The sequence below is a fragment of the Streptomyces sp. 6-11-2 genome (assembly GCF_006540305.1).
Lineage (GTDB): Bacteria > Actinomycetota > Actinomycetes > Streptomycetales > Streptomycetaceae > Streptomyces.
Genome location: NZ_BJOR01000001.1, coordinates 2,212,047 through 2,230,950 on the forward strand (window position 1 = coordinate 2,212,047; position 18,904 = coordinate 2,230,950).

Genomic DNA, 18,904 nt, shown 5'->3' on the forward strand with positions numbered 1-18,904 from the left:
GCCGTCCGTTGACCCGGTGCATCCGGCATGCCGCGGCCTTCTGCGTGCTGCTGCTGGTGGCGCTCCTGGTGAACATCGCCTGGTTGCAGGTGCTCCAGAGCCCGACGTACGGCGGCAACCCGGCCAACCGCCGTCCCGCCATCGCCCGTTATCAGCAGCCGCGCGGCGAGATCCTGGTCGGCGGCCGGCCGGTCACCGGCTCCAAGGACACCCGGGAGCAACTGCGCTTCGAACGGACCTACACGGACGGGCCGTTGTACGCGCCGGTGACCGGCTTCGCCTCGCAGCTGTACGGGACGACGCTCCTGGAGTACTCCGAGGACGCGGTGCTGTCGGGCTCCGATCCGATGCTCGCCGGGTTCGGGCTGTGGCGGGGCGTCGCGGGCGGGCGGAGCCCGGGCGGGAATGTGGTGACGACGATCGACCCGGCCGCCCAGCGGGCCGCGTTCGAGGGGCTGGGCGGACGCAAGGGGGCGGTCGCGGCGATCGAGCCGACGTCGGGGCGGATCCTGGCGCTGGTGTCCACGCCCTCGTACGACCCCTCGCTGCTGTCCGGGAACAGGCCGGCGGTGTCGGCGGTGTGGGCACGGCTGAACGAGGACCCGGAGCGGCCGATGCTGAACCGGGCGGTGCGGCAGACGTATCCGCCGGGGTCGACGTTCAAGGTGGTCACCGCGGCGGCCGCGCTGGACGCGGGCGTGGTGCAGGATCTGGACGAGCCGACCGACTCCCCCGACCCGTATCTGCTGCCGGGCACGAATACGTGGCTGTACAACGAGGCCGACGGCTGCGCGAACGCCTCCCTGCGGCATGCGTTCGAGTGGTCGTGCAACACGGTGTTCGCGAAGCTGGGCGTGGACGTGGGGGTGCGGGGCATGCGGGCCGCGGCGGAGGGGTTCGGCTTCAACGACAAGAAGGTGAGGATTCCCTTCTCGGTCTCGCCGAGCACGTTCGACACCCGGGTGGACCGGGCGCAGCTCGCGCTGTCGTCGATCGGGCAGTACAACACGCGGGCCACTCCGCTTCAGATGGCGATGGTGGCGGCCGCGGTCGCGAACGGCGGGCAGGCGCGGTCGCCGTACCTCGTGGAGCGGACCACCCGCCAAAACGGGGGCACGGTCTCCACGGCCGGCTCCCGGCCCGCGCGGCAGGTGATGCTTCCGGCGACCGCGGCGCGGCTGAAGGAGCTGATGACCGACGTGGTCACCGAGGGCACCGGCGGGAACGCGGCGATCCCCGGGGCCACGGTGGGCGGCAAGACCGGCACCGCCCAGCACGGCCTGGGCAACGCCGGTACGCCGTACGCCTGGTTCGTCTCCTGGGCGCAGGGCGACGACGACGTGGAGCCGAGGGTCGCGGTCGCGGTGGTGGTGGAGGACGCGTCCGCGCGGCGGGGCGACATCAGCGGGGGCGGTACGGCGGCGCCGATCGCCAAGGCGGTGATGGAGACGGTGCTGCACGCGCCGCCCGCTGGGTGAGACGGGGGTGCCCGGGGGCACCGTGGCCGCCCTACCGTTCGGGCATGACGATTCCGGCATCGGTGCACGAACTCGCCCAGGTCAACATCGCCCGCCTCAACGCCCCCCTGGACGCACCGCAGTTGAAGGACTTCGTGGACGCGCTCGACCCGGTGAACGCCGACGCGGACGCCGCGGACGGTTTCGTCTGGCGGCTGAAGAGCGACTCCGGCAACGCGACGGACGTGGCGGTGTTCGGCGACGCGTGGCTGATCGTCAACATGTCGGTGTGGCGGGACGCGAACGCCCTGACGGCCTACATGTACCGGGGCCGGCACCGGGAGATGCTCGCCCGCCGCCGGGAGTTCTTCGAGCGGCCGACGGAGGCGGTCACCGCGCTGTGGTGGGTTCCGGCGGGTCACCGTCCTACGGTCGCGGAGGCGGAGAAACGGCTCCTCCACCTCCGTGCGCACGGTCCGACGGAGTACGCGTTCACCCTGCGGGCGTCGTTTCCGCCCCGGCAGGCGGTGCCGGTGGCCGGTGGGGCGCCCGAGCAGCCGGGTGATCAGCCGGTGAGGCGCTGACCCTCCTCGACCGCCTCCTCGACCTCCGCCACCCGCTCCCGCTCCTCGGCCGCGAAGCGTTCCGCGTCCAGTTTCTCGGCGATCTCCTCGTCCTGGGCCATGAGCTGATCCAGGCTGGAGTCGCCCATCTCGAAGACGCCCATGTCGACGTAGGCCTGCTGGAGGCGTTTGCCCCACAGGCCGATGTCCTTGACGCAGGGGACGATGCGACTGAAGAGCAACTGGCGGAAGAGCCGGAGGAATTCGGAGTGCTCGCTGAGTTCGTCGGCCTCCGCCCTGGGGATGCCGAAGTTCTCCAGGACCTCCACCCCGCGCAGCCGGTCGCGCATCAAGTAGCAGCCCTCGATGACGAACTCCTCGCGTTCGCGCAGTTCGGCGTCGGTGAGCTGCCGGTAGTAGTCGCGCAGGGCCATGCGGCCGAAGGCGACGTGGCGGGCCTCGTCCTGCATGACGTAGGCGAGGATCTGCTTGGGCAGAGGCTTGTTCGTGGTGTCGCGGATCATGCCGAAGGCCGCCAGGGCGAGGCCCTCGATCAGCACCTGCATGCCCAGGTACGGCATGTCCCAGCGGCTGTCGCGGAGGGTGTCGCCGAGGAGGGACTGGAGGTTGTCGTTGATCGGGTAGAGCATCCCGATCTTCTCGTGCAGGAAGCGACCGTAGATCTCGGCGTGCCGGGCCTCGTCCATGGTCTGGGTCGCCGAGTAGAACTTGGCGTCCAGGTCGGGGACGGACTCCACGATCCGCGCGGCGCAGATCATCGCGCCCTGCTCGCCGTGCAGGAACTGGCTGAACTGCCAGGACGCGAAGTGGCGGCGCAGTTCGGCCTTGTCACGGTCGGTCATCTTCGCCCAGTGCGGGGTGCCGTAGAGGGTCATCGCCTCCTCGGGGGTGCCGAGCGGATCGTACGGGTCCACCTCCAGATCCCAGTCGATCCGCTTCTGACCGTCCCACTGCTTGTCCTTGCCCTTCTGATAGAGGGCGAGGAGGCGGTCGCGGCCGTCGTCGTACTCCCAGCTGAATCGAGCCGCACCGGTCGCGGGGACCTGCCAGCACGAGTCCCCCGGATTCCTGGCGTACAGGTCGTAGGTCGGCATACTTCGCAGGTTCACACGTAGACGTTGAGTCAACAAGTCGCGCGCAAGCCATTGACTGGCTTACTGACAGGCAGTCTCATAAGAGGCGGAGAACCTGACCCTCGGGTAACCAGCCGACCCGGCCACATCCCGTACGACGAGGTGGGACAGCCATGACGACCGTGACGGAAGACGGCGCGCTCTCAGGCCTGCGCGACGCGCTCGGCCTGCTCAAGGACCGGGAGCAGGTGGCCGAGCGGCTGCTCGACTCTTCCGCCAAGCACTCCTTCGACCCGGACAGGGAACTGGACTGGGACGCGCCCTTCGAGGAGGGCAAGTGGTTCTGGCCGCCGGAGCTGGTGTCGCTGTACGACACACCGCTGTGGAAGCGGATGGGCGAGGAGCAGCGGATCCTGCTCTCCCGGCACGAGGCAGCGGCGCTCGCCTCGCTCGGCATCTGGTTCGAGCTGATCCTCATGCAGCTGCTCGTACGGCACATCTACGACAAGGCGGCCACGAGCGCGCACGTGCGGTACGCGCTGACCGAGATCGAGGACGAGTGCCGGCACTCGAAGATGTTCGCCCGCGTCATATCGCGGGGCGAGACGCCCTGGTACCCGGTGAGCCGGGCGCACCAGAACCTCGGCCGGCTCTTCAAGACGATCTCCACGACCCCCGGGTCCTTCACCGCGACCCTGCTCGGTGAGGAGGTCCTGGACTGGATGCAGCGGCTGACGTTCCCGGACGAGCGGGTGCAGCCGCTGATCCGGGGCGTCACGCGGATCCACGTCGTGGAGGAGGCGCGCCATGTCCGTTACGCCCGCGAGGAGTTGCGCCGGCAGATGATGACGGCGCCGAAGTGGTCGCAGGAGTTCACCCGGATCACCTCGGGCGAGTTCGCCCGGGTCTTCTCGGTCGCCTTCGTCAACCCCGAGGTGTACACGAACGTGGGCCTCGACAAACGGGAGGCGATGGCCCAGGTGAAGGCGAGCGAGCACCGGCGGGAGGTCATGCAGACGGGCGCGAAGCGCCTGACGGACTTCCTGGACGACATCGGCGTCCTCCGCGGAGTCGGCCGCCGCCTCTGGCAGTCCTCGGGCCTCCTGGCCTGACCCGACCGGCACCCCCACGGGAGCGATGAGGGGCCCGGCGCCGCCGGCCTCGACACGGGGGCGGCCCCTGACAGCGGCTCCCCCATGTCCGGTACCGCCGACGCGATACGGATCCGGCCGGTCCCACTGCCGAACCGTCAGCGCCGCCCGCCGCAGGGGCGAACCCACGGCACGGACGCAGCCCGAGACACCCCGGGCGGCCCAGCGGACCCGCGCCGGGCCGCACGACCGAGGGCTGCACCAACCCGCACGGCGTGCGAAGCCGCCCGACCGACGAAAGCTGCCGTCGCGGGGGGGCCACGGGCCGCGCAGGGCCAGACGCCAGAGACCGGGGAGCCGCGGCAGGGCCCGGCGCCGGACCGGGAAGCCACGGCAGGACCAGGCGCCAGGCCGGGGAGCCGCGCGGGGACCGCACGGCCACCAGACGCCATAAGGTCCAGCCCTCCCGCCTGAGGACACGGGCCACGCGGGACCGCGGAAGCGACGCGGCACGGCGGTGCGCGGCACGGCGGTGGCTCCCGGGCCCCGTACCCCCGCTGCGCCGGGCCCGGTCCGCCGTCCCGGCTCGCGCCCCCCGTTCGCGCGCCCAGTCCGCCACCCCTGGCCGCGTCCCCGTTCGCGCGCCCGCTCCGCCACGCCCGATCCGTCGCGCCCGATCCGACGTGCCCGATCCGACGCGCCCGCTCCGGCGGCAGCCGGTACGGGCCGGAGTGGGCGTGGCCATTCCGGCGGGCTGGGGGCGCGGGCGTAGGTCCGTGGGCCGCTGAGGCCGATTACGCTGCTGGTCATGAGCCCTGCCGCGTCCAGTCCCGCGTACCGTCGCCTCAGCGTCGAGGAGCGGCGGGCCCAGTTGCTCGACGCGGCTCTGTCCCTCTTCGCGCACCGGGCGCCCGAGGAGGTGTCGCTGGACGACGTGGCGGAGGCGGCGGGGGTGTCGCGTCCGCTGGTGTACCGCTACTTCCCGGGCGGCAAGCAGCAGCTGTACGAGGCCGCCCTGCGGTCCGCCGCCGATGAGCTGAGGCACTGCTTCGACGAGCCGCAGCAGGGCCCGCTGCTGCCCCGCCTCGCCCGCGCCCTGGACCGGTACCTGGCCTTCGTCGACCAGCACGACGCCGGGTTCACCGCCCTGCTCCAGGGCGGCAGCGTGGTGGAGACCTCCCGCACGACGGCCATCGTGGACGGCGTGCGCCGGGCCGCCGCCGAGCGGATCCTGAGCCATCTGGAGGTCACGGACCCCGGCCCCCGGCTGCGCATGACCGTACGGATGTGGATCACGGCCGTGGAGGCCGCCTCCCTGATCTGGCTGGACGAGGACAAGCAGCCGCCCGCCGAGGAGCTGCGGGACTGGCTGGTCGAGCAGTTCGCGGCCGTGCTCACCGTGACCGCCGCCCGGGACGCGCAGACCGCCGAGCTGGTGGGGCGCGCCCTGGCCTCGGCGGATGGCTGACACTGGTGCCGTGAAGAGCGAAGACACCCCCTTCGAGGGCGGCCCCATGGACGGGCGGGTGCTGCCCGTGCTGGTGGGACCCACCGGGAACCCGCCGAAGACCTACCGCATCCCGGTGCCGGACGCCGCGGGCGGCCCGCCGACCGTGCTCGTCTACCGGCGGGTGCCACGCGGGCACAGCAAGCGCCTGGGACTGCCCAGGGGCTGGAAGTACGAGTTCGACCCCGAGGGCAGGAGCGGCGGCCGGCTGAGATGGCCGTGGTCCAAGCCGGAGAACCGGGCCGGCGGCAAGCCGGACGCCACCGACGGGTGACCTCGTTGCGCCGTACGGCGCACCATCGGCACAGAAAATCCGTTCATACGTCGAATCCTCACGGTGCGGAGCGGAAACACCGCCCCGCACGGGAGGTGATGACGTGTCAGGAAGGGTGCCGCGTCTGGTGTGTACGGCGGCGGTGGCGGCACAGGCCGCCTTCGTACCGGTGGCCGCCGTGGCCACGCCGGAGCCGCAGCAGCCCGGACAGCGGTCCGTCGCCCAGCTGCTGACGGACCTTCACACGCTGTACCGGCAGGCCGAACAGGCCACCGAGACCTACAACTCCACCGCCGAGCAGCTGAAGCGGCAGCGCACCGAGGCCGACCGCATCGACGCCGACCTCGGCGCCGCCCGGCTCGCCCTGAGCGACAGCCGCGCGAAGGCGGCACGGCTGGCCCTTCTGCAGTACCAGGGCAGCGGCACCGGACTCTCCCCGTACCTGCGGCTGCTGCTGGCACCTGACCCGCAGCACGCCCTGGCGGAGGGGGAGTTGATCGGGCAACTGGCGCGGGAGCGGGCCGAGACGGTCGACCGGCTCACCGGCGACGAGAAGAAGGCCGCCGACCTCGCCCACGAGGCCCGCAAGGCGGTCGACACCCGGCTGGTGCTCGCCCGGCGGCAGCAGCAGGCGCGGGACGACGTCCAGGGACGGCTGCGCGACGTGGAGAAGCTGCTGGCCTCGCTCAGCGCCGAGCAGGTGACGGCGCTCGCCCGGAGGGAGACGAACGGGATCACCGCGGCGCAGAGCCCTTTCCTGGCCTCCGGGGTGCTCAGCGGTGCCCGCACGCCGTCGCCGGAGGGCGACGAGGCCGTGCGCTACGCCGTGCGTCAGCTCGGCAAGCCGTACCAGTGGGGCGCCGTGGGCCCGCGGGCGTACGACTGCTCGGGGCTGACCTCACAGGCCTGGGAGCACGCCGGGACGCCCATCCCGCGCACCAGTCAGGAGCAGTGGGCGCGGCTGAAGCACATCCCGCTCGGCGCTCTCAGGCCCGGCGACCTGGTCGTCTACTTCCCGCAGGCCACGCATGTCGCCCTCTACCTCGGCGACGGGATGGTGGTGCAGGCCCCGCGGCCCGGAGCCAGGGTGAAGGTGTCACCGGTCGCGGCCAACCCGGTGCTGGGCGCCGTACGGCCCGATCCGGGCGGGGAGCCCCTGCGGTGGTACACACCGCCGAGACTCCCCGAGGGTGCCCTGGCCGGGCCGGACGCGAGTCTCTATACGGCGGACGCCTCGGAGACCTCGGCGAGGTAGGCCTGGGCCTTGTCCGGGTCGAAGAAGAAGTTCTCCAGGTCGGACGGGTCGTCGAAGCAGTTCACGAAGCGGTCGGCGACCGGCTGGAGCTGGCCCGCCGCCCCGAGGACGTTCAGGACGTGCTCCGGCGGCGGGGCCAGCATGGCGTTGGTCCACTTGGTGACGTGCCGGGCGGTGGCCCAGTAGCGGTCGAACGTCTGCCGCATCCACTCCTCGTCGAACGGCTTGTCGCCGTGCTCGACGATGGCGGCCAGGTATGCGGCGGCGCACTTGGAGGCCGAGTTGGAGCCCTGGCCGGTGATCGGGTCGTTGGCGACGACGACGTCCGCGACACCGAGGACCAGGCCGCCGCCGGGCAGCCGGCCGATCGGCTGGCGCACGGTCGGGGCGTAACGGCCGGCGAGCGTGCCGCCCGCGTCCGTGAGTTCGACGCCGGCGGTCCGGGCGTGCTCCCAGGGCAGGAACGTCTTCATCAGGTCCAGCGTCAGGGCGAGGTGCTCGGACGGGTCCTTGACGCCGCGGAAGGCGTCGAGCGGGCCGCCGGGTATGCCTTCCCAGAAGAGGATGTCGGCACGGCCGGAGAGGGTGTGGGTCGGCATGATGAACATCTCGCCGACGCCGGGCACCAGGTTGCAGCGGACCGCGTCGAACTCCGGGTGCTCCGGGCGCGGTGCCAGGCCGTGCACGTACGCCACCGCCAGCGCGCGCTGCGGCTCGCTGTACGGGGAGCGGGAGGCGTCCCGCTCGAACATCTTCACCAGCTCGCCCTTGCCCGCCGAGACGAGGACGAGGTCGTACGTGCGGGAGAAGTAGTCCAGGTCGCCGACCGCGGCGCCGTGGATGACGAGCTGGCCGCCGCGCTGGGCGAACGTCTCCATCCAGCCCGCCATCTTCACCCGCTGGTCGACCGACTGCGCGTACCCGTCGAGCCTGCCCACCCAGTCGATCGCGCGCTGCGAGGGACCGGGGTCGAAGGAGCCGGGGACGGCCACCGAGACGCCGAGGCCCTCGATGTTCGGAGCCTGGGACTCCCAGAAGTTCAGCTTCAGGTCGCGCTCGTGCTGGAGGGCCGTGTGGAACATGCACTGCGTCGACATGACCCGGCCGGTGCGGATCTCGTCCGAGGTCCGGTTCGACATCAGGGTGACCTCGTACCCGTGGGACTGGAGTCCGAGGGCCAGCTGGAGACCGGACTGCCCGGCCCCCACGACGAGTATCTTCCGCATACGGGTGCTGCCTCCTACGGCTTCGGGACTGCTCGCTGGACTGCTCGGGGAGCGGGTACTACTCCGGGGTCTCCTCGAGTGCGTGGGCCACGAGGGCCAGCAGGGTCTCGATGGCCGAGATCCGGCGCCGCGCGTCCATGATCATGACAGGTATATGTGGGGGTATCGTGAGCGCCTCGCGCACGTCCTCCGGGTCGAACTGCTCGCTGCCCTCGAAGTGGTTGACGGCGACGACGTACGGAAGCCCGCAGCTCTCGAAGTAGTCCAGCGCCGGGAAGCAGTCCTTCAGACGGCGGGTGTCGGCCAGGACCACGGCGCCGATCGCGCCGCGCACCAGGTCGTCCCACATGAACCAGAACCGCTGCTGGCCCGGCGTGCCGAACACGTAGAGCACGAGGTCGTCGTCGAGCGTGATCCGGCCGTAGTCCATGGCGACGGTGGTCGTCACCTTGTCCGGCGTCTCGGTGAGGTCGTCGGTCTCCTCGCTCGCCTCGGTCATCAGCGCCTCGGTCTGCAGCGGCGTGATCTCCGAGACGGCGGTGACCAGTGTGGTCTTGCCGACGCCGAAGCCGCCGGCCACCACGATCTTCGTGGCGACCGGGGCACGGCTACGGTCCGTCTGCCAGGGCTGCGGGGCCTCGTCGGCCTCGACGAGCAGGGGGACGCCCACGGCGGCGTCAGAGACGGCGGAGTCCACTCAGCACCCTTTCCAGCAGCACGCGGTCCGGCCGGCCCGTGCCATGACCGGTTCCGGTTCCGTACACACGGATCTTTCCCTGGTCCGCGAGATCGCTCAGGAGCACGCGGACCACGCCGAGCGGCATCTTCAGCAGCGCGGCGATCTCCGCCACCGTCCGCATCCGGCGGCACAGTTCGACGATGGCCCGCACCTCGGGCATGCCCTGGTTGGCGAGCGAGCCGTTGGTCAGCTCCTTGCGCTCCTCCGGGGCCTCCAGCGCGGCCACGAACGTCTCCACCAGGAGGACGTGGCCGAAGCGGGTACGGCCGCCGGTGAGCGAATAGGGGCGTACGCGGGAGGCCTTGCGGTCGCCGCCGCGAACGGGGAGCTGCCGTTTGGACGTACCACTCATCGGGCCGCTCCTTGGGTACTCCCGTCGGTTTCCAGGGACTGGCGCAGCTCACTGCGGAGTTCCGGCGTCAGGACGTGTCCGGCGCGGCCGACGAAGAGCGCCATGTGGTACGCCACGACGCTCATGTCGCACTCCGCGGAGCCGTGCACGCCGAGCAGCGACCCGTCGCTGATCGACATGACGAACAGGCTGCCCTCGTCCATCGCGACCATCGTGTGCTTCACCGCACCGGAGTCCATCAGCTTGGCGGCGCCGAGGGTGAGGCTGCCGATGCCGGAGACGATGGTGGCGAGGTCGGCGGCGGAGCCGCGGGGACCGGTGCGCGCCTCGCGGGCCTGGCGGGCCTCGTCGTTGCGGCCGGGGTCCGAGGAGAGGAGCAGGAGCCCGTCGGAGGAGACCACGGCCACGGATTCGATGCCGGGGACCTCCTCGACGAGGTTGGTCAGCAGCCAGTGCAGGTTGCGGGCCTCACTGCTCAGTCCGAAGGTACTGGGCGCGGTCAACTGCTTGCCTCCTCGACTGTGCCCCCCGTGTTCTGGTCGGCGATCTCCGCCTCCGCCTCGCGGTAGCCCTCCCGTGCTCCCCGGTGGAAGCCACCCAGGCGGCGACGGAGTGCCTCGGCGTCCACGGAAGCGCTGCGCTGGCGCGGGGCCGGGGCGGGGGCGGATATCTTCGGGGTCCGCTTGGGCAGGCCCTTGGCGGTGACCTCGTCGTCCTCCGACGCATCGGGGGTCCGGTGGTGTTCCGCCTCGGCTTCGCCGTCGGCGGGGGTGTTCTGCTGCCGGGGCAGTGTGATGCGGGCGGCCTCGTCCTCAGCCGGTTCGCTCCCGGCCGCGGTGCCCGTGGGAGCCTCCCGGTCGGGTGCGGACGGCCCCTGCGGGGCCTGCTCGACGTCGGTGGTGACGGGGTGTGGGCGCGCCGGATCCGGCTCCCCCGCGGGCGACGGGAGCAGGAGTTCCATCGTCGTCTCGGACAGCGATGCCGGGCCCTCGTCCGCCGGTTCCCCGGTGACCGGTCTCTCGTTCACCGGCTCCTCGTGCGCCGCATCCCCGCCGGCCGGTTCCTCGTCCGCCGCCTCCGCCTCGCGCACGGCCTTCTCGGCCAGCGCGACCAGAGGGTCGGTGCCCTCGGCGCGGGCGGGCAGGACATTGGAGTTGGCCTCGGCGTCGGCGCCGGGCAGGGAGACCGCGGGGGCCTCTCCCGGGGCCTGGGCGGAGTCCGCGACGGCGGAGGCGGGCGCGGTCGCCAGCACGGACTTGGGGACGACCACGACGACCGCGATGCCGCCCTGCTTCTGCTCGCGCAGCTGCACACGGATGCCGTGCCGGTGGGCGAGGCGGGCCACGACGTACAGGCCGAGGCCCAGACCCTGGTCGCCCTCCTTGTCATAGGCGGACTTCGGGTCGAACTCGGTGAGGCGGGCGTTGAGCCGGGTCAGCCGCTCCTCGGGCACGCCGATGCCCTCGTCCTGGACGGAGAGCATGACCTCGCCGTTCTCCAGGAGCCAGCCGGAGACCTCGACGGGCTGGTCGGGCGGGGAGAACGAGGTGGCGTTCTCCATGAGTTCGGCCAGCAGGTGGGACAGGTCGTCCGCCGCGAAGCCCGCCACGTGCGCGTGCGGCGGCAGCGCGGCGATACGGACGCGCTCGTAGCGCTCGATCTCGCTGACCGCGGCGCGCACGACGTCGACCAGCGGGACCGGCCCGGCGTGCTGCTGGACGTGCTCGGAGCCGGCCAGCACGAGGAGGTTCTCGCTGTGCCGGCGCATGACCGTGGCGAAGTGGTCCAGCTTGAAGAGGGTGGACAGCCGGTCCGGGTCCTGCTCGCGGTCCTCCAGGCCCTCGATGACGGTGAGTTGCCGTTCCACCAGGCCGAGCGTGCGCAGCGCCAGATTGACGAAGCTGCCGCCTATGCCGCTGCGCAGCCGCTCCAGCTGGGCGGCGGAGTCGGCCAGTTCGGCGCGCAGTTCCTCGCGGGCGTCGGCCATCTTCTGGCGCTGGCCGACCAGGTGCTTGCGGTCGGTCTCCAGGGTGGCGATCCGCTCGGCGAGCGCGACGGCCTGCGCGTGCAGGGTGTTGACGGAGCGGACGACCTGCGCGAACTCGTCGTTGCGACCGGTGAACTTGACGGGTTCCTCGGTGGCCGCGTCCTGCGCGCCGGCCAGCCGGGCCGAGCCCAGGCGCAGCACCGCGAGCGGCCGGGTCAGGGTGCGGGCGAGCCCGGTGGCGATGCCGATGGTGACCAGCAGCAGGACGCCGAGCAGGGCGATGCGGATCTCCAGCGCGGTGACGTCGTCGTCACGGAGCTGCGCCAGGTCCTTGGTACGGCGGTCGTACAGGGAGGACTCCGCGCCGCGCATCAGGTCGAGGCGGGCGCTGAGCGCGGCGTCGGCCTTCTTGACGCTGGTGTCCAGGTCGCTGTCGGAGAGCGTCGGCTGCTGGGTGAGCGAGGCGAGGTACTTCTCCGCACTGTCGACCTCGGCCCCGCTCACCGTGGAGTCGTACGACGTGCGGGCCGCCTGCGGCGCGTTGTCGCGGAAGCCGGCGAGGGCGGCGTCGGAGCGCAGCCGGGCCTGCTGGGCGGCGGCGCTCAGAGCGTCGCGCCGCTTGGTCTCGGCCTCCGAGGAGGTGTTGGCCTGCGTGGGCAGTCCGGTGACGGGGCTGTAGACGGTCTGCGTGGTGTACGGCACGTTCAGCGCCGCGAGCAGCAGCCCGCGGGCCGCGGCGGCCTGCTGGACGGCGGTGTCGAGCTCGGCGAGCGCGTGGGCGCCGGTGCCGGCCCGCGTGGGCATCCGCTCGGCCAGTTGCTCGGCCAGCTTGTGCAGGTCGGTGATGGCGGTGGTGTACGCCTGGTGGACCTGGAGGGCGGTGCTCTGCCCGGTGAGCGCGGAGCGGCGTACGGCGGCGATGCCGTCGAGGTCCTCGCGCAGCCAGGCCGGCATGTCCTGGTCGGCGCGCAGCTCGTCGACCTGGCGGTCCACGCGGGTGCTGCGCTGCTCGGAGGGCGCCTTGGACCCGGGGCGGCCGGCGGCGACGTAGGAGGTGACCTCGTCGCGCTCGTCGGCCAGCGAGTGGGCGAGGGTGAGCGCGTCCTGGGTCTGCCCGGCGAGCGTCACCAGGTTCTGGGTGTCGCTCACCTGCCCGGAGGCGGCTATCAGGGAGGGCGCGCCCGCGCCCGCCACCGCGGCGGCCACGACGGCGACGGCGGCGATCAGACGGTTGCGTACATGCGTGGGACGGCCCTTGCCGACGGGGGTGACGGGGGGCGTGCCGGACGTCTGCGCCGGCTCTCCTGCCATGGCCGTCTGCTTGCCTGCGCGCCGAGGCCGCTTCTTCTGCACCGGTGCTCGCATTCCTGTACTCGTGTACTCATGGGCCCGGGTGGTGCCCCGTCAGCTGGCGCGGACAGGTGCGTACACCCTCCCCACGCTCTCGACTCCGCTCGAGCAGGGGGGACCTGCATCGGTTCCCGACCCTCCCAGTGCCGGTGGGCAGTGGTCCTGCATCGTCCGACCGGCCACCCGAAGGAGTGAACCCCGGAGGGGAGTTGGCGGGCAAGTTCCTCCGGCGCGTGCACGGGCACGGTGCGGTGGGCCGGTTGGACGTCTGCGGCGGGCTTTGGCAATATTCGCCGCCACGCCTTGCCGGAGTGATCCAATTGCGCCCAAAACAGGCGGCTGACCTGCGTCGCCGCGTCGATTCCCGGACGGTTGCCACCCTTTCGCAGGGCTTGTGAAGGGCTCGTGCAGACTGGCCGGATGCGCACTGAGGTTGTTTCGGAGCCCGGCCGTCCCGACTGCCCCAACGAGGACTTCGCGAGTATCGGACTACCCGCGTCTGGACAGGGTGGTTGCCTTGTCGTCCTGGACGGGGTGACACCACCGCGGACCGGCACGGGATGTTCGCATTCGGTCTCCTGGTTCACCGCCCGGCTGGGCGGCGCACTGACCGAACTGACGGTTTCCTGCCTGGATCTGACGCTGCCGGAGATTCTTTCGCGCGCGATCCTCCGTACCGCCGAGTCACACGCTCCGACCTGTGACCTTTCTCACCCGCGTACACCTCAGGCGACCGTCGTCCTGGCCCGCTGGTCGGCGGAGACGGTCGAGTACCTGGTGCTGTCCGACTCGGTCCTGCTGCTGGAGTCCCCCGACGGCTCGGTCACCCCGGTCCTGGACGACCGGCTGGCCCGGCTGCCCCGGGCCTCGCTCGCCACGGACGCGCTCATCGACGCCGTCGTGCGCAACAAGGAGGGCGGCTTCTTCACCGCGGCGGCGGATCCCTCGGTGGCCGCCCGTGCCGTGACGGGCGGCGTGCCGCGCGCCGAGGTCCGCGCGCTGGCCGCGCTGACGGACGGCGCGGCGCGGTGGGTGGAGAAGTTCCACGCGGGCGACTGGACGCGGTGCCTCGGTCTCGTGCGCGAGCAGGGGGCGGGCTCGCTCGTGGGCCGGGTGCGGGCCCTGGAGTCGGCCGACAAGGAGGAGCGGGCGTATCTGCGCCGCAGCAAGACGCACGACGACGCGACGGTGGTGTTCGTGGAACCGTGAGCGGCCGGGGCCGCGGGCCGGCTACTTCTCCGTGACTTCGTTCAACTCGTGCAGCAGCCGGGCCAGTTCGGCCACTTCGCGGCGGTCCCAGTGGGCGAGCTGGCTGACGTAGCGGGCGCGGCGGGCCTCGCGCACCTGGCCGACCCGGCGGCGGCCGTCGTCGGTGAGGGCCACCAGCCAGGCCCGGCCGTCGGCGGGGTCCGGTTCCCGGGCGACCAGGCCGAGTTCCTCCAGGGCGTGCAGCTGGCGTGACATGGTCGCCTTGCCGACGCCGATGTAGCCGGCCAGCTCCGTGGCGCGCTGGCGGCCGCACTCCTCCAGGCGGACCAGCAGTCCGTAGGCGGCGGGCTCCAGGTGGGGGTGGACCTCGCGGGCCATCTCGCCCTGGTTGGCCCGTGCACGCCGCAGCAGCACCGTCAGTTCCCGTTCGAGGGAGAGGAACTCCCGGTCCGCGCCGCTCGGTGCCACGCCGGACGCGACCTCACGTCCGCCGCCGTTCGCGTCTTCGTGCACGTCAGCCCCTGCCTGAAGGTTTCCCGTTCCTGAAAGTTTCCGCCAGTCGGCGCCATCACCGCAGCTCCGCCAGTATTTCGCAGGCGTAGACCATCGGCAGACTCCGGGCCCCCTTCCCAGGCGCCGGTCTACGTGCGTAGCTTCTTTGCCAGGCAATTACCGGCATGCTCACGCCACTGCTGTCGCCCGCGGTCGCGGGCCGGCGTGGCCCTGCTCGTCAGCGCGACCGGGACATGCCCGTGACCGGGACATGCCCGTATCCCCCCACCGAGCACCACCGAGCCTCGGAGGCACGTCATGTCCGTGCACAGATCCGGAACGGCCCGCGTACGGCGGCTCACCGCCGCGGGAATCCTGCTCGCCGCGTTCTCCCTGCTCCTCACCCTCCCCTCCGCCGCCGCCACCGTGCCCGCGCGCGGCTCCGCCTACATGGGCATGGGCGTCGTGCCGCACGACGGCCGGGGCGGAACGCCGGCCGGCGGGGACGCCACCCAGACCGAGGGCGTCGACGTGGCCAGTTACCAGGGCAACGTCGCCTGGTCCACGCTGTGGAGCAGCGGCGTCAAGTGGGCGTACACGAAGGCCAGCGAGGGGACGTACTACACGAATCCCTACTTCGCCCAGCAGTACAACGGCTCGTACAACGTCGGCATGATCCGCGGCGCGTACCACTTCGCGACCCCGGACACCACCAGCGGCGCCGTCCAGGCCAACTACTTCGTCGACCACGGCGGCGGCTGGTCCCGCGACGGCAAGACCCTGCCGGGCGTCCTCGACATCGAGTGGAACCCGTACGGGGCCTCCTGCTACGGCAAGACGGCGAGCGCCATGGCCGGCTGGATCGCCGACTTCCTGAACACCTACAAGGCCCGCACGGGCCGGGACGCCGTGATCTACACGGCCACGAGCTGGTGGACCGAGTGCACCGGCAACTACGGCGGCTTCGCCGCCAACAACCCGCTGTGGATCGCCCGTTACGCCTCCGACCCGGGCACCCTGCCGGCCGGCTGGGGCTACTACACCATGTGGCAGTACACGTCGTCCGGCCCGACGGTCGGCGACCACAACAAGTTCAACGGCGCACTCGACCGCGTACAGGCACTCGCCAACGGCTAGTGCTGTGACCGGAAAGGTTCACCGGCTCGCGGCGCCCGGCACGGCACTCCCCCAGCCTTCGGCCGGGGGTACCCCCACGCCGCGTTGTCGCATCACCCGAGTACATCCAGTACGCGGGCAATGCTCCGCCTTGCGATGTTCCCCCACTGCCTGAAGGGCGTGGGAGGTGCCCCCAGCACCGGACGCCGCGAGCTTCCCGGCAAACCTTCCCGGCCACAGCACTAGCCCCACCACCACTCCCCGGTCGCGGGCAGGGGGTCGCCCCCGACCGGGGCCCGGGGCGCGCCCGGCGCAGACGCGGCGGCCCGCACCGGGCGCGCCCCGGGACGCACGAAACCCCCGCCGCCCCGGGGCTCACGGGCTCGACCGGCCCCTTTGAGGGGACGGCGCTTCAGTCAGGAGTACCGGGGCGTGACGGTCCAGCCGGAGAACCCGCGGTGGCCATACGGCCGGGAACCCCGGGCACGGCCACACCGCCAGAGACTCGCCGTGCTCACCGGCGGGTCTCCCACGCCGGTCGTGGTGGCCTGCCGTCAGGCGAGGGCGGCCGGCGGGCCGAGGTGGGCCGTACTCGCGGAACGGGCGTGGGGTTCGGCCGGGGAGGACCCGGCCGAACCCCACGCCCCGATGCACCGCTCACCGCGCGGCAGCGCTACGCGGCGGCCGGGATCTCCGGTGACGCACCGTTCGTCGCGGGGGTGAGGGCCAGTTCCAGGACCTGGCGGACGTCGGTGACGGCGTGGACGTCGAGCTTGTCCAGCACCTCCGCCGGGACGTCGTCCAGATCGGGCTCGTTCCGCTTGGGGATGACCACCGTCGTCACACCCGCGCGATGGGCGGCGAGCAGCTTCTGCTTGACGCCGCCGATGGGCAGGACACGCCCGGTCAGCGAGACCTCGCCGGTCATCGCCACGTCCGTGCGGACCAGGCGACCGGACAGGAGCGAGGCGAGCGCGGTCGTCATCGTGATGCCCGCGCTCGGACCGTCCTTCGGCACCGCGCCCGCCGGGAAGTGGATGTGCACGCCCCGGTCCTTCAGGTCACCCACGGGCAGTTCCAGTTCGGCGCCGTGGCTGCGCAGGAAGCTCAGCGCGATCTGCGCGGACTCCTTCATCACATCGCCCAGCTGACCGGTCAGGGTCAGCCCGGCCGCACCCGTCTCCGGGTCCGCCAGGGACGCCTCGACGAAGAGGACGTCGCCGCCGGCCCCGGTGACCGCGAGGCCCGTCGCCACGCCCGGCACGGACGTACGCCGCTCGGCCGGGTCCTGGGCGGACTCCGGAACGTGGTGCGGGCGGCCGATCAGCCCCCGCAGTTCACCGTCCGTGACGGTGAACGGCAGCTCCCGCTCCCCCAGTTCGTGCTGCGCCGCGATCTTGCGCAGCAGCCGTGCGAGGGACCGCTCCAGGGTGCGCACGCCCGCCTCGCGCGTGTACTCGCCAGCGAGCCTGCGTAGCGCCCCCTCCTCGATCGTCACCTCGTCGCCGCGCAGGCCGGCCCGCTCCAGCTGGCGCGGAAGCAGGTGGTCGCGCGCGATGACGACCTTCTCGTCCTCGGTGTAGCCGTCCAGGCGCACGATCTCCATCCGGTCGGCCAGCGCCTCCGGGATCGCCTCCAGGACGTTGGCCGTGGCCAGGAAGACGACGTCGGACAGGTCCAGCTCCACCTCCAGGTAGTGGTCCCGGAACGTGTGGTTCTGCGCCGGGTCCAGGACTTCGAGCAGGGCCGCGGCCGGGTCGCCGCGGAAGTCGGAGCCCACCTTGTCGATCTCGTCGAGCAGGACCACCGGGTTCATCGACCCGGCCTCCTTGACGGCGCGCACGATCCGCCCCGGCAGCGCACCGACGTACGTACGCCGGTGGCCGCGGATCTCGGCCTCGTCGCGGACGCCGCCCAGGGCGACGCGCACGAACTTCCGTCCCATCGCGTGGGCCACGGACTCGCCGAGGCTGGTCTTTCCCACACCGGGCGGCCCGACGAGCGCGAGCACGGCGCCGCCGCGCCGCCCGCCGATCACACCCAGGCCCCGGTCGCCGCGCCTCTTGCGCACCGCCAGGTACTCGGTGATCCGCTCCTTCACGTCCTCCAGGCCCGCGTGCTCGGCGTCCAGGACCGCCTTGGCGCCCTGGATGTCGTAGGCGGAAGCACTGTCATCGGTTCGCTCGTTCCACGGCATCTCGAGGATCGTGTCGAGCCAGGTGCGGATCCAGGAGCCCTCGGGAGAGGCGTCGGAGGCGCGCTCCAGCTTGTCGACCTCCTTGAGCGCGGCCTCCCGGACCTTCTCGGGCAGGTCGGCGGCCTCGACGCGGGCGCGGTAGTCGTCGGACTCCTCGCCGTCGCTCTCGCCGTTCAGCTCGCGCAGCTCCTTGCGGACGGCCTCCAGCTGGCGCCGCAGCAGGAACTCGCGCTGCTGCTTGTCGACGCCCTCCTGGACGTCCTTGGCGATGGACTCCGCCACGTCCTGCTCGGCGAGGTGGTCGCGCAACTGCTGCGTGGCGAGCTTGAGCCGGGCCACCGGGTCGGCGGTCTCCAGCAGCTCGACCTTCTGCTCGGTGGTCAGGAAGGGCGAGTAGCCGGAGTTGTCGGCGAGCGCGGAGACGTCGTCGATGGCCTGCACGCGGTCGACCACCTGCCAGGCTCCGCGCTTGCGCAGCCAGGCCGTGGCGAGCGCCTTGTACTCCTTCACCAGCTCGGCGACCTGGCCGGGCAGAGGTTCGGGCAGGTTCTCCTCGATCCGGGTCCCCTCGACCCACAGCGCCGCGCCAGGACCGGTGGTCCCGGCACCGATCCGCACACGACCGCGGCCACGGATGAGCGCGCCCGGATCACCGTCGGCCAGCCGGCCCACCTGCTCGACCGTGCCCAGCACACCGGTTCTGGCGTACGTCCCCTCGACCCTTGGCACCAACAGCACCCTGGGCTTGCCGGGCTCGTCCCGCGCGGCGGCCTGCGCGGCCTCCACCGCGGCCCGTACCTCGGCGTCGCTCAGGTCCAGCGGAACCACCATTCCGGGCAGCACGACCTCGTCGTCGAGTGGCAACACGGGCAGGGTGAGCGGTGTGAAGGCAGTGGACTCAGCAGCCATGATCTCCCCTTCGGCAGTCAAGTAAGTTGAGCTATGCCGACTCAATGCACGATGCCGGTGGATTGTTCCCCGTCATCTGTTCGCTC

General features: G+C 72.0%; 16 protein-coding genes. 8 read left to right on the plus strand and 8 right to left on the minus strand.

Translation table 11 applies throughout. The features are described from left to right. Positions 1 to 8: 8 nt before the first annotated feature. Both TNCT6_RS09190 and TNCT6_RS09195 read left to right on the plus strand, forming a co-directional pair. Positions 9 to 1,478 (plus strand): penicillin-binding transpeptidase domain-containing protein, encoded by a 1,470-nt coding sequence (locus TNCT6_RS09190; protein ID WP_141358424.1) that lies wholly within the window; start codon positions 9 to 11, stop codon positions 1,476 to 1,478. 44 nt (positions 1,479 to 1,522) lie between these two features. Then, entirely contained in the window at positions 1,523 to 2,041 is a 519-nt protein-coding gene (locus TNCT6_RS09195) for a DUF3291 domain-containing protein (protein ID WP_141358426.1), read from the plus strand. Here the strand turns inward: TNCT6_RS09195 and TNCT6_RS09200 are convergent. Beyond that, entirely contained in the window at positions 2,023 to 3,135 is a 1,113-nt protein-coding gene (locus tag TNCT6_RS09200; RefSeq protein WP_141366254.1) for a ferritin-like domain-containing protein, read from the minus strand. The two genes, TNCT6_RS09195 and TNCT6_RS09200, sit on opposite strands and share 19 nt — an antisense overlap. 152 nt (positions 3,136 to 3,287) lie before the next feature. Between TNCT6_RS09200 and TNCT6_RS09205 the strand changes: the two genes are divergently transcribed. The 4 genes from TNCT6_RS09205 (at position 3,288) to TNCT6_RS09220 (ending at position 7,241) form a co-directional block, all read left to right on the plus strand. After that, the gene (locus tag TNCT6_RS09205) at positions 3,288 to 4,226 is read left to right on the plus strand and encodes a diiron oxygenase (RefSeq protein WP_141358428.1); all 939 of its coding nucleotides are present in this window, start codon (positions 3,288 to 3,290) and stop codon (positions 4,224 to 4,226) included. Positions 4,227 to 5,013: 787 nt separating this feature from the next. Further along, positions 5,014 to 5,673 carry a TetR/AcrR family transcriptional regulator gene (locus TNCT6_RS09210; protein WP_141358430.1) on the plus strand — a complete coding sequence of 220 codons (660 nt, stop codon included), beginning with the start codon at positions 5,014 to 5,016 and terminating at the stop codon, positions 5,671 to 5,673. After that, complete coding sequence (locus tag TNCT6_RS09215; protein ID WP_172632841.1) at positions 5,666 to 5,986, plus strand: hypothetical protein; 321 nt, start codon at positions 5,666 to 5,668, stop codon at positions 5,984 to 5,986. Before TNCT6_RS09210 ends, TNCT6_RS09215 begins: the two co-directional genes overlap by 8 nt. 103 nt (positions 5,987 to 6,089) lie before the next feature. Further along, positions 6,090 to 7,241, plus strand: a complete 1,152-nt coding sequence (locus tag TNCT6_RS09220) for a C40 family peptidase (protein ID WP_141358434.1) — start codon at positions 6,090 to 6,092, stop codon at positions 7,239 to 7,241. Here TNCT6_RS09220 and TNCT6_RS09225 read toward each other — a convergent pair. Genes TNCT6_RS09225 through TNCT6_RS09245 form a run of 5 tightly spaced genes read right to left on the minus strand, consistent with a single transcriptional unit; the run spans position 7,205 to position 12,898 of the window. Further along, positions 7,205 to 8,467 carry a styrene monooxygenase/indole monooxygenase family protein gene (locus TNCT6_RS09225; protein ID WP_141358436.1) on the minus strand — a complete coding sequence of 421 codons (1,263 nt, stop codon included), beginning with the start codon at positions 8,465 to 8,467 and terminating at the stop codon, positions 7,205 to 7,207. The two genes, TNCT6_RS09220 and TNCT6_RS09225, sit on opposite strands and share 37 nt — an antisense overlap. A gap of 58 nt (positions 8,468 to 8,525) precedes the next feature. Continuing rightward, positions 8,526 to 9,164 carry an ATP/GTP-binding protein gene (locus tag TNCT6_RS09230; protein ID WP_141358438.1) on the minus strand — a complete coding sequence of 213 codons (639 nt, stop codon included), beginning with the start codon at positions 9,162 to 9,164 and terminating at the stop codon, positions 8,526 to 8,528. Beyond that, positions 9,145 to 9,558 carry a DUF742 domain-containing protein gene (locus tag TNCT6_RS09235; RefSeq protein ID WP_141358440.1) on the minus strand — a complete coding sequence of 138 codons (414 nt, stop codon included), beginning with the start codon at positions 9,556 to 9,558 and terminating at the stop codon, positions 9,145 to 9,147. The genes TNCT6_RS09230 and TNCT6_RS09235 overlap by 20 nt, the downstream gene beginning before the upstream one ends. Beyond that, positions 9,555 to 10,061 carry a roadblock/LC7 domain-containing protein gene (locus tag TNCT6_RS09240; RefSeq protein WP_141358442.1) on the minus strand — a complete coding sequence of 169 codons (507 nt, stop codon included), beginning with the start codon at positions 10,059 to 10,061 and terminating at the stop codon, positions 9,555 to 9,557. Before TNCT6_RS09240 ends, TNCT6_RS09235 begins: the two co-directional genes overlap by 4 nt. Beyond that, positions 10,058 to 12,898 carry a nitrate- and nitrite sensing domain-containing protein gene (locus TNCT6_RS09245; RefSeq protein ID WP_301184387.1) on the minus strand — a complete coding sequence of 947 codons (2,841 nt, stop codon included), beginning with the start codon at positions 12,896 to 12,898 and terminating at the stop codon, positions 10,058 to 10,060. Before TNCT6_RS09245 ends, TNCT6_RS09240 begins: the two co-directional genes overlap by 4 nt. Positions 12,899 to 13,315: 417 nt before the next feature. Here TNCT6_RS09245 and TNCT6_RS09250 point away from each other — a divergent pair, with 417 nt between their 5' ends. After that, positions 13,316 to 14,104, plus strand: coding sequence for a protein phosphatase 2C domain-containing protein (locus TNCT6_RS09250; protein ID WP_141358446.1), 789 nt, complete (start codon positions 13,316 to 13,318; stop codon positions 14,102 to 14,104). A 21-nt stretch (positions 14,105 to 14,125) separates the two neighbouring features. Here the strand turns inward: TNCT6_RS09250 and TNCT6_RS09255 are convergent, their stop codons facing one another. Beyond that, entirely contained in the window at positions 14,126 to 14,617 is a 492-nt protein-coding gene (locus TNCT6_RS09255; protein ID WP_141358448.1) for a MarR family winged helix-turn-helix transcriptional regulator, read from the minus strand. Positions 14,618 to 14,914: 297 nt separating this feature from the next. On the opposite strand from TNCT6_RS09255, the gene TNCT6_RS09260 reads away from it, so the two are divergent. Continuing rightward, entirely contained in the window at positions 14,915 to 15,733 is an 819-nt protein-coding gene (locus TNCT6_RS09260; protein ID WP_141358450.1) for a lysozyme, read from the plus strand. A gap of 652 nt (positions 15,734 to 16,385) precedes the next feature. Here TNCT6_RS09260 and lon read toward each other — a convergent pair. Continuing rightward, complete coding sequence (gene lon, locus TNCT6_RS09265) at positions 16,386 to 18,818, minus strand: endopeptidase La (RefSeq protein ID WP_141358452.1); 2,433 nt, start codon at positions 18,816 to 18,818, stop codon at positions 16,386 to 16,388. Positions 18,819 to 18,904 lie beyond the last annotated feature (86 nt).

Excerpts from the sequence above, each read along its gene's own strand:
- TNCT6_RS09200 (WP_141366254.1), bottom strand. The coding sequence starts at position 3,135 with ATGCCGACCTACGACCTGTACGCCAGGAATCCGGGGGACTCGTGCTGG.
- TNCT6_RS09235 (WP_141358440.1), bottom strand. The coding sequence starts at position 9,558 with ATGAGTGGTACGTCCAAACGGCAGCTCCCCGTTCGCGGCGGCGACCGC.
- TNCT6_RS09250 (WP_141358446.1), top strand. The coding sequence starts at position 13,316 with ATGCGCACTGAGGTTGTTTCGGAGCCCGGCCGTCCCGACTGCCCCAAC.
- TNCT6_RS09225 (WP_141358436.1), bottom strand. The coding sequence starts at position 8,467 with ATGCGGAAGATACTCGTCGTGGGGGCCGGGCAGTCCGGTCTCCAGCTG.
- TNCT6_RS09195 (WP_141358426.1), top strand. The coding sequence starts at position 1,523 with ATGACGATTCCGGCATCGGTGCACGAACTCGCCCAGGTCAACATCGCC.
- TNCT6_RS09260 (WP_141358450.1), top strand. The coding sequence starts at position 14,915 with ATGTCCGTGCACAGATCCGGAACGGCCCGCGTACGGCGGCTCACCGCC.
- TNCT6_RS09215 (WP_172632841.1), top strand. The coding sequence starts at position 5,666 with ATGGCTGACACTGGTGCCGTGAAGAGCGAAGACACCCCCTTCGAGGGC.
- lon (WP_141358452.1), bottom strand. The coding sequence starts at position 18,818 with ATGGCTGCTGAGTCCACTGCCTTCACACCGCTCACCCTGCCCGTGTTG.
- TNCT6_RS09205 (WP_141358428.1), top strand. The coding sequence starts at position 3,288 with ATGACGACCGTGACGGAAGACGGCGCGCTCTCAGGCCTGCGCGACGCG.
- TNCT6_RS09210 (WP_141358430.1), top strand. The coding sequence starts at position 5,014 with ATGAGCCCTGCCGCGTCCAGTCCCGCGTACCGTCGCCTCAGCGTCGAG.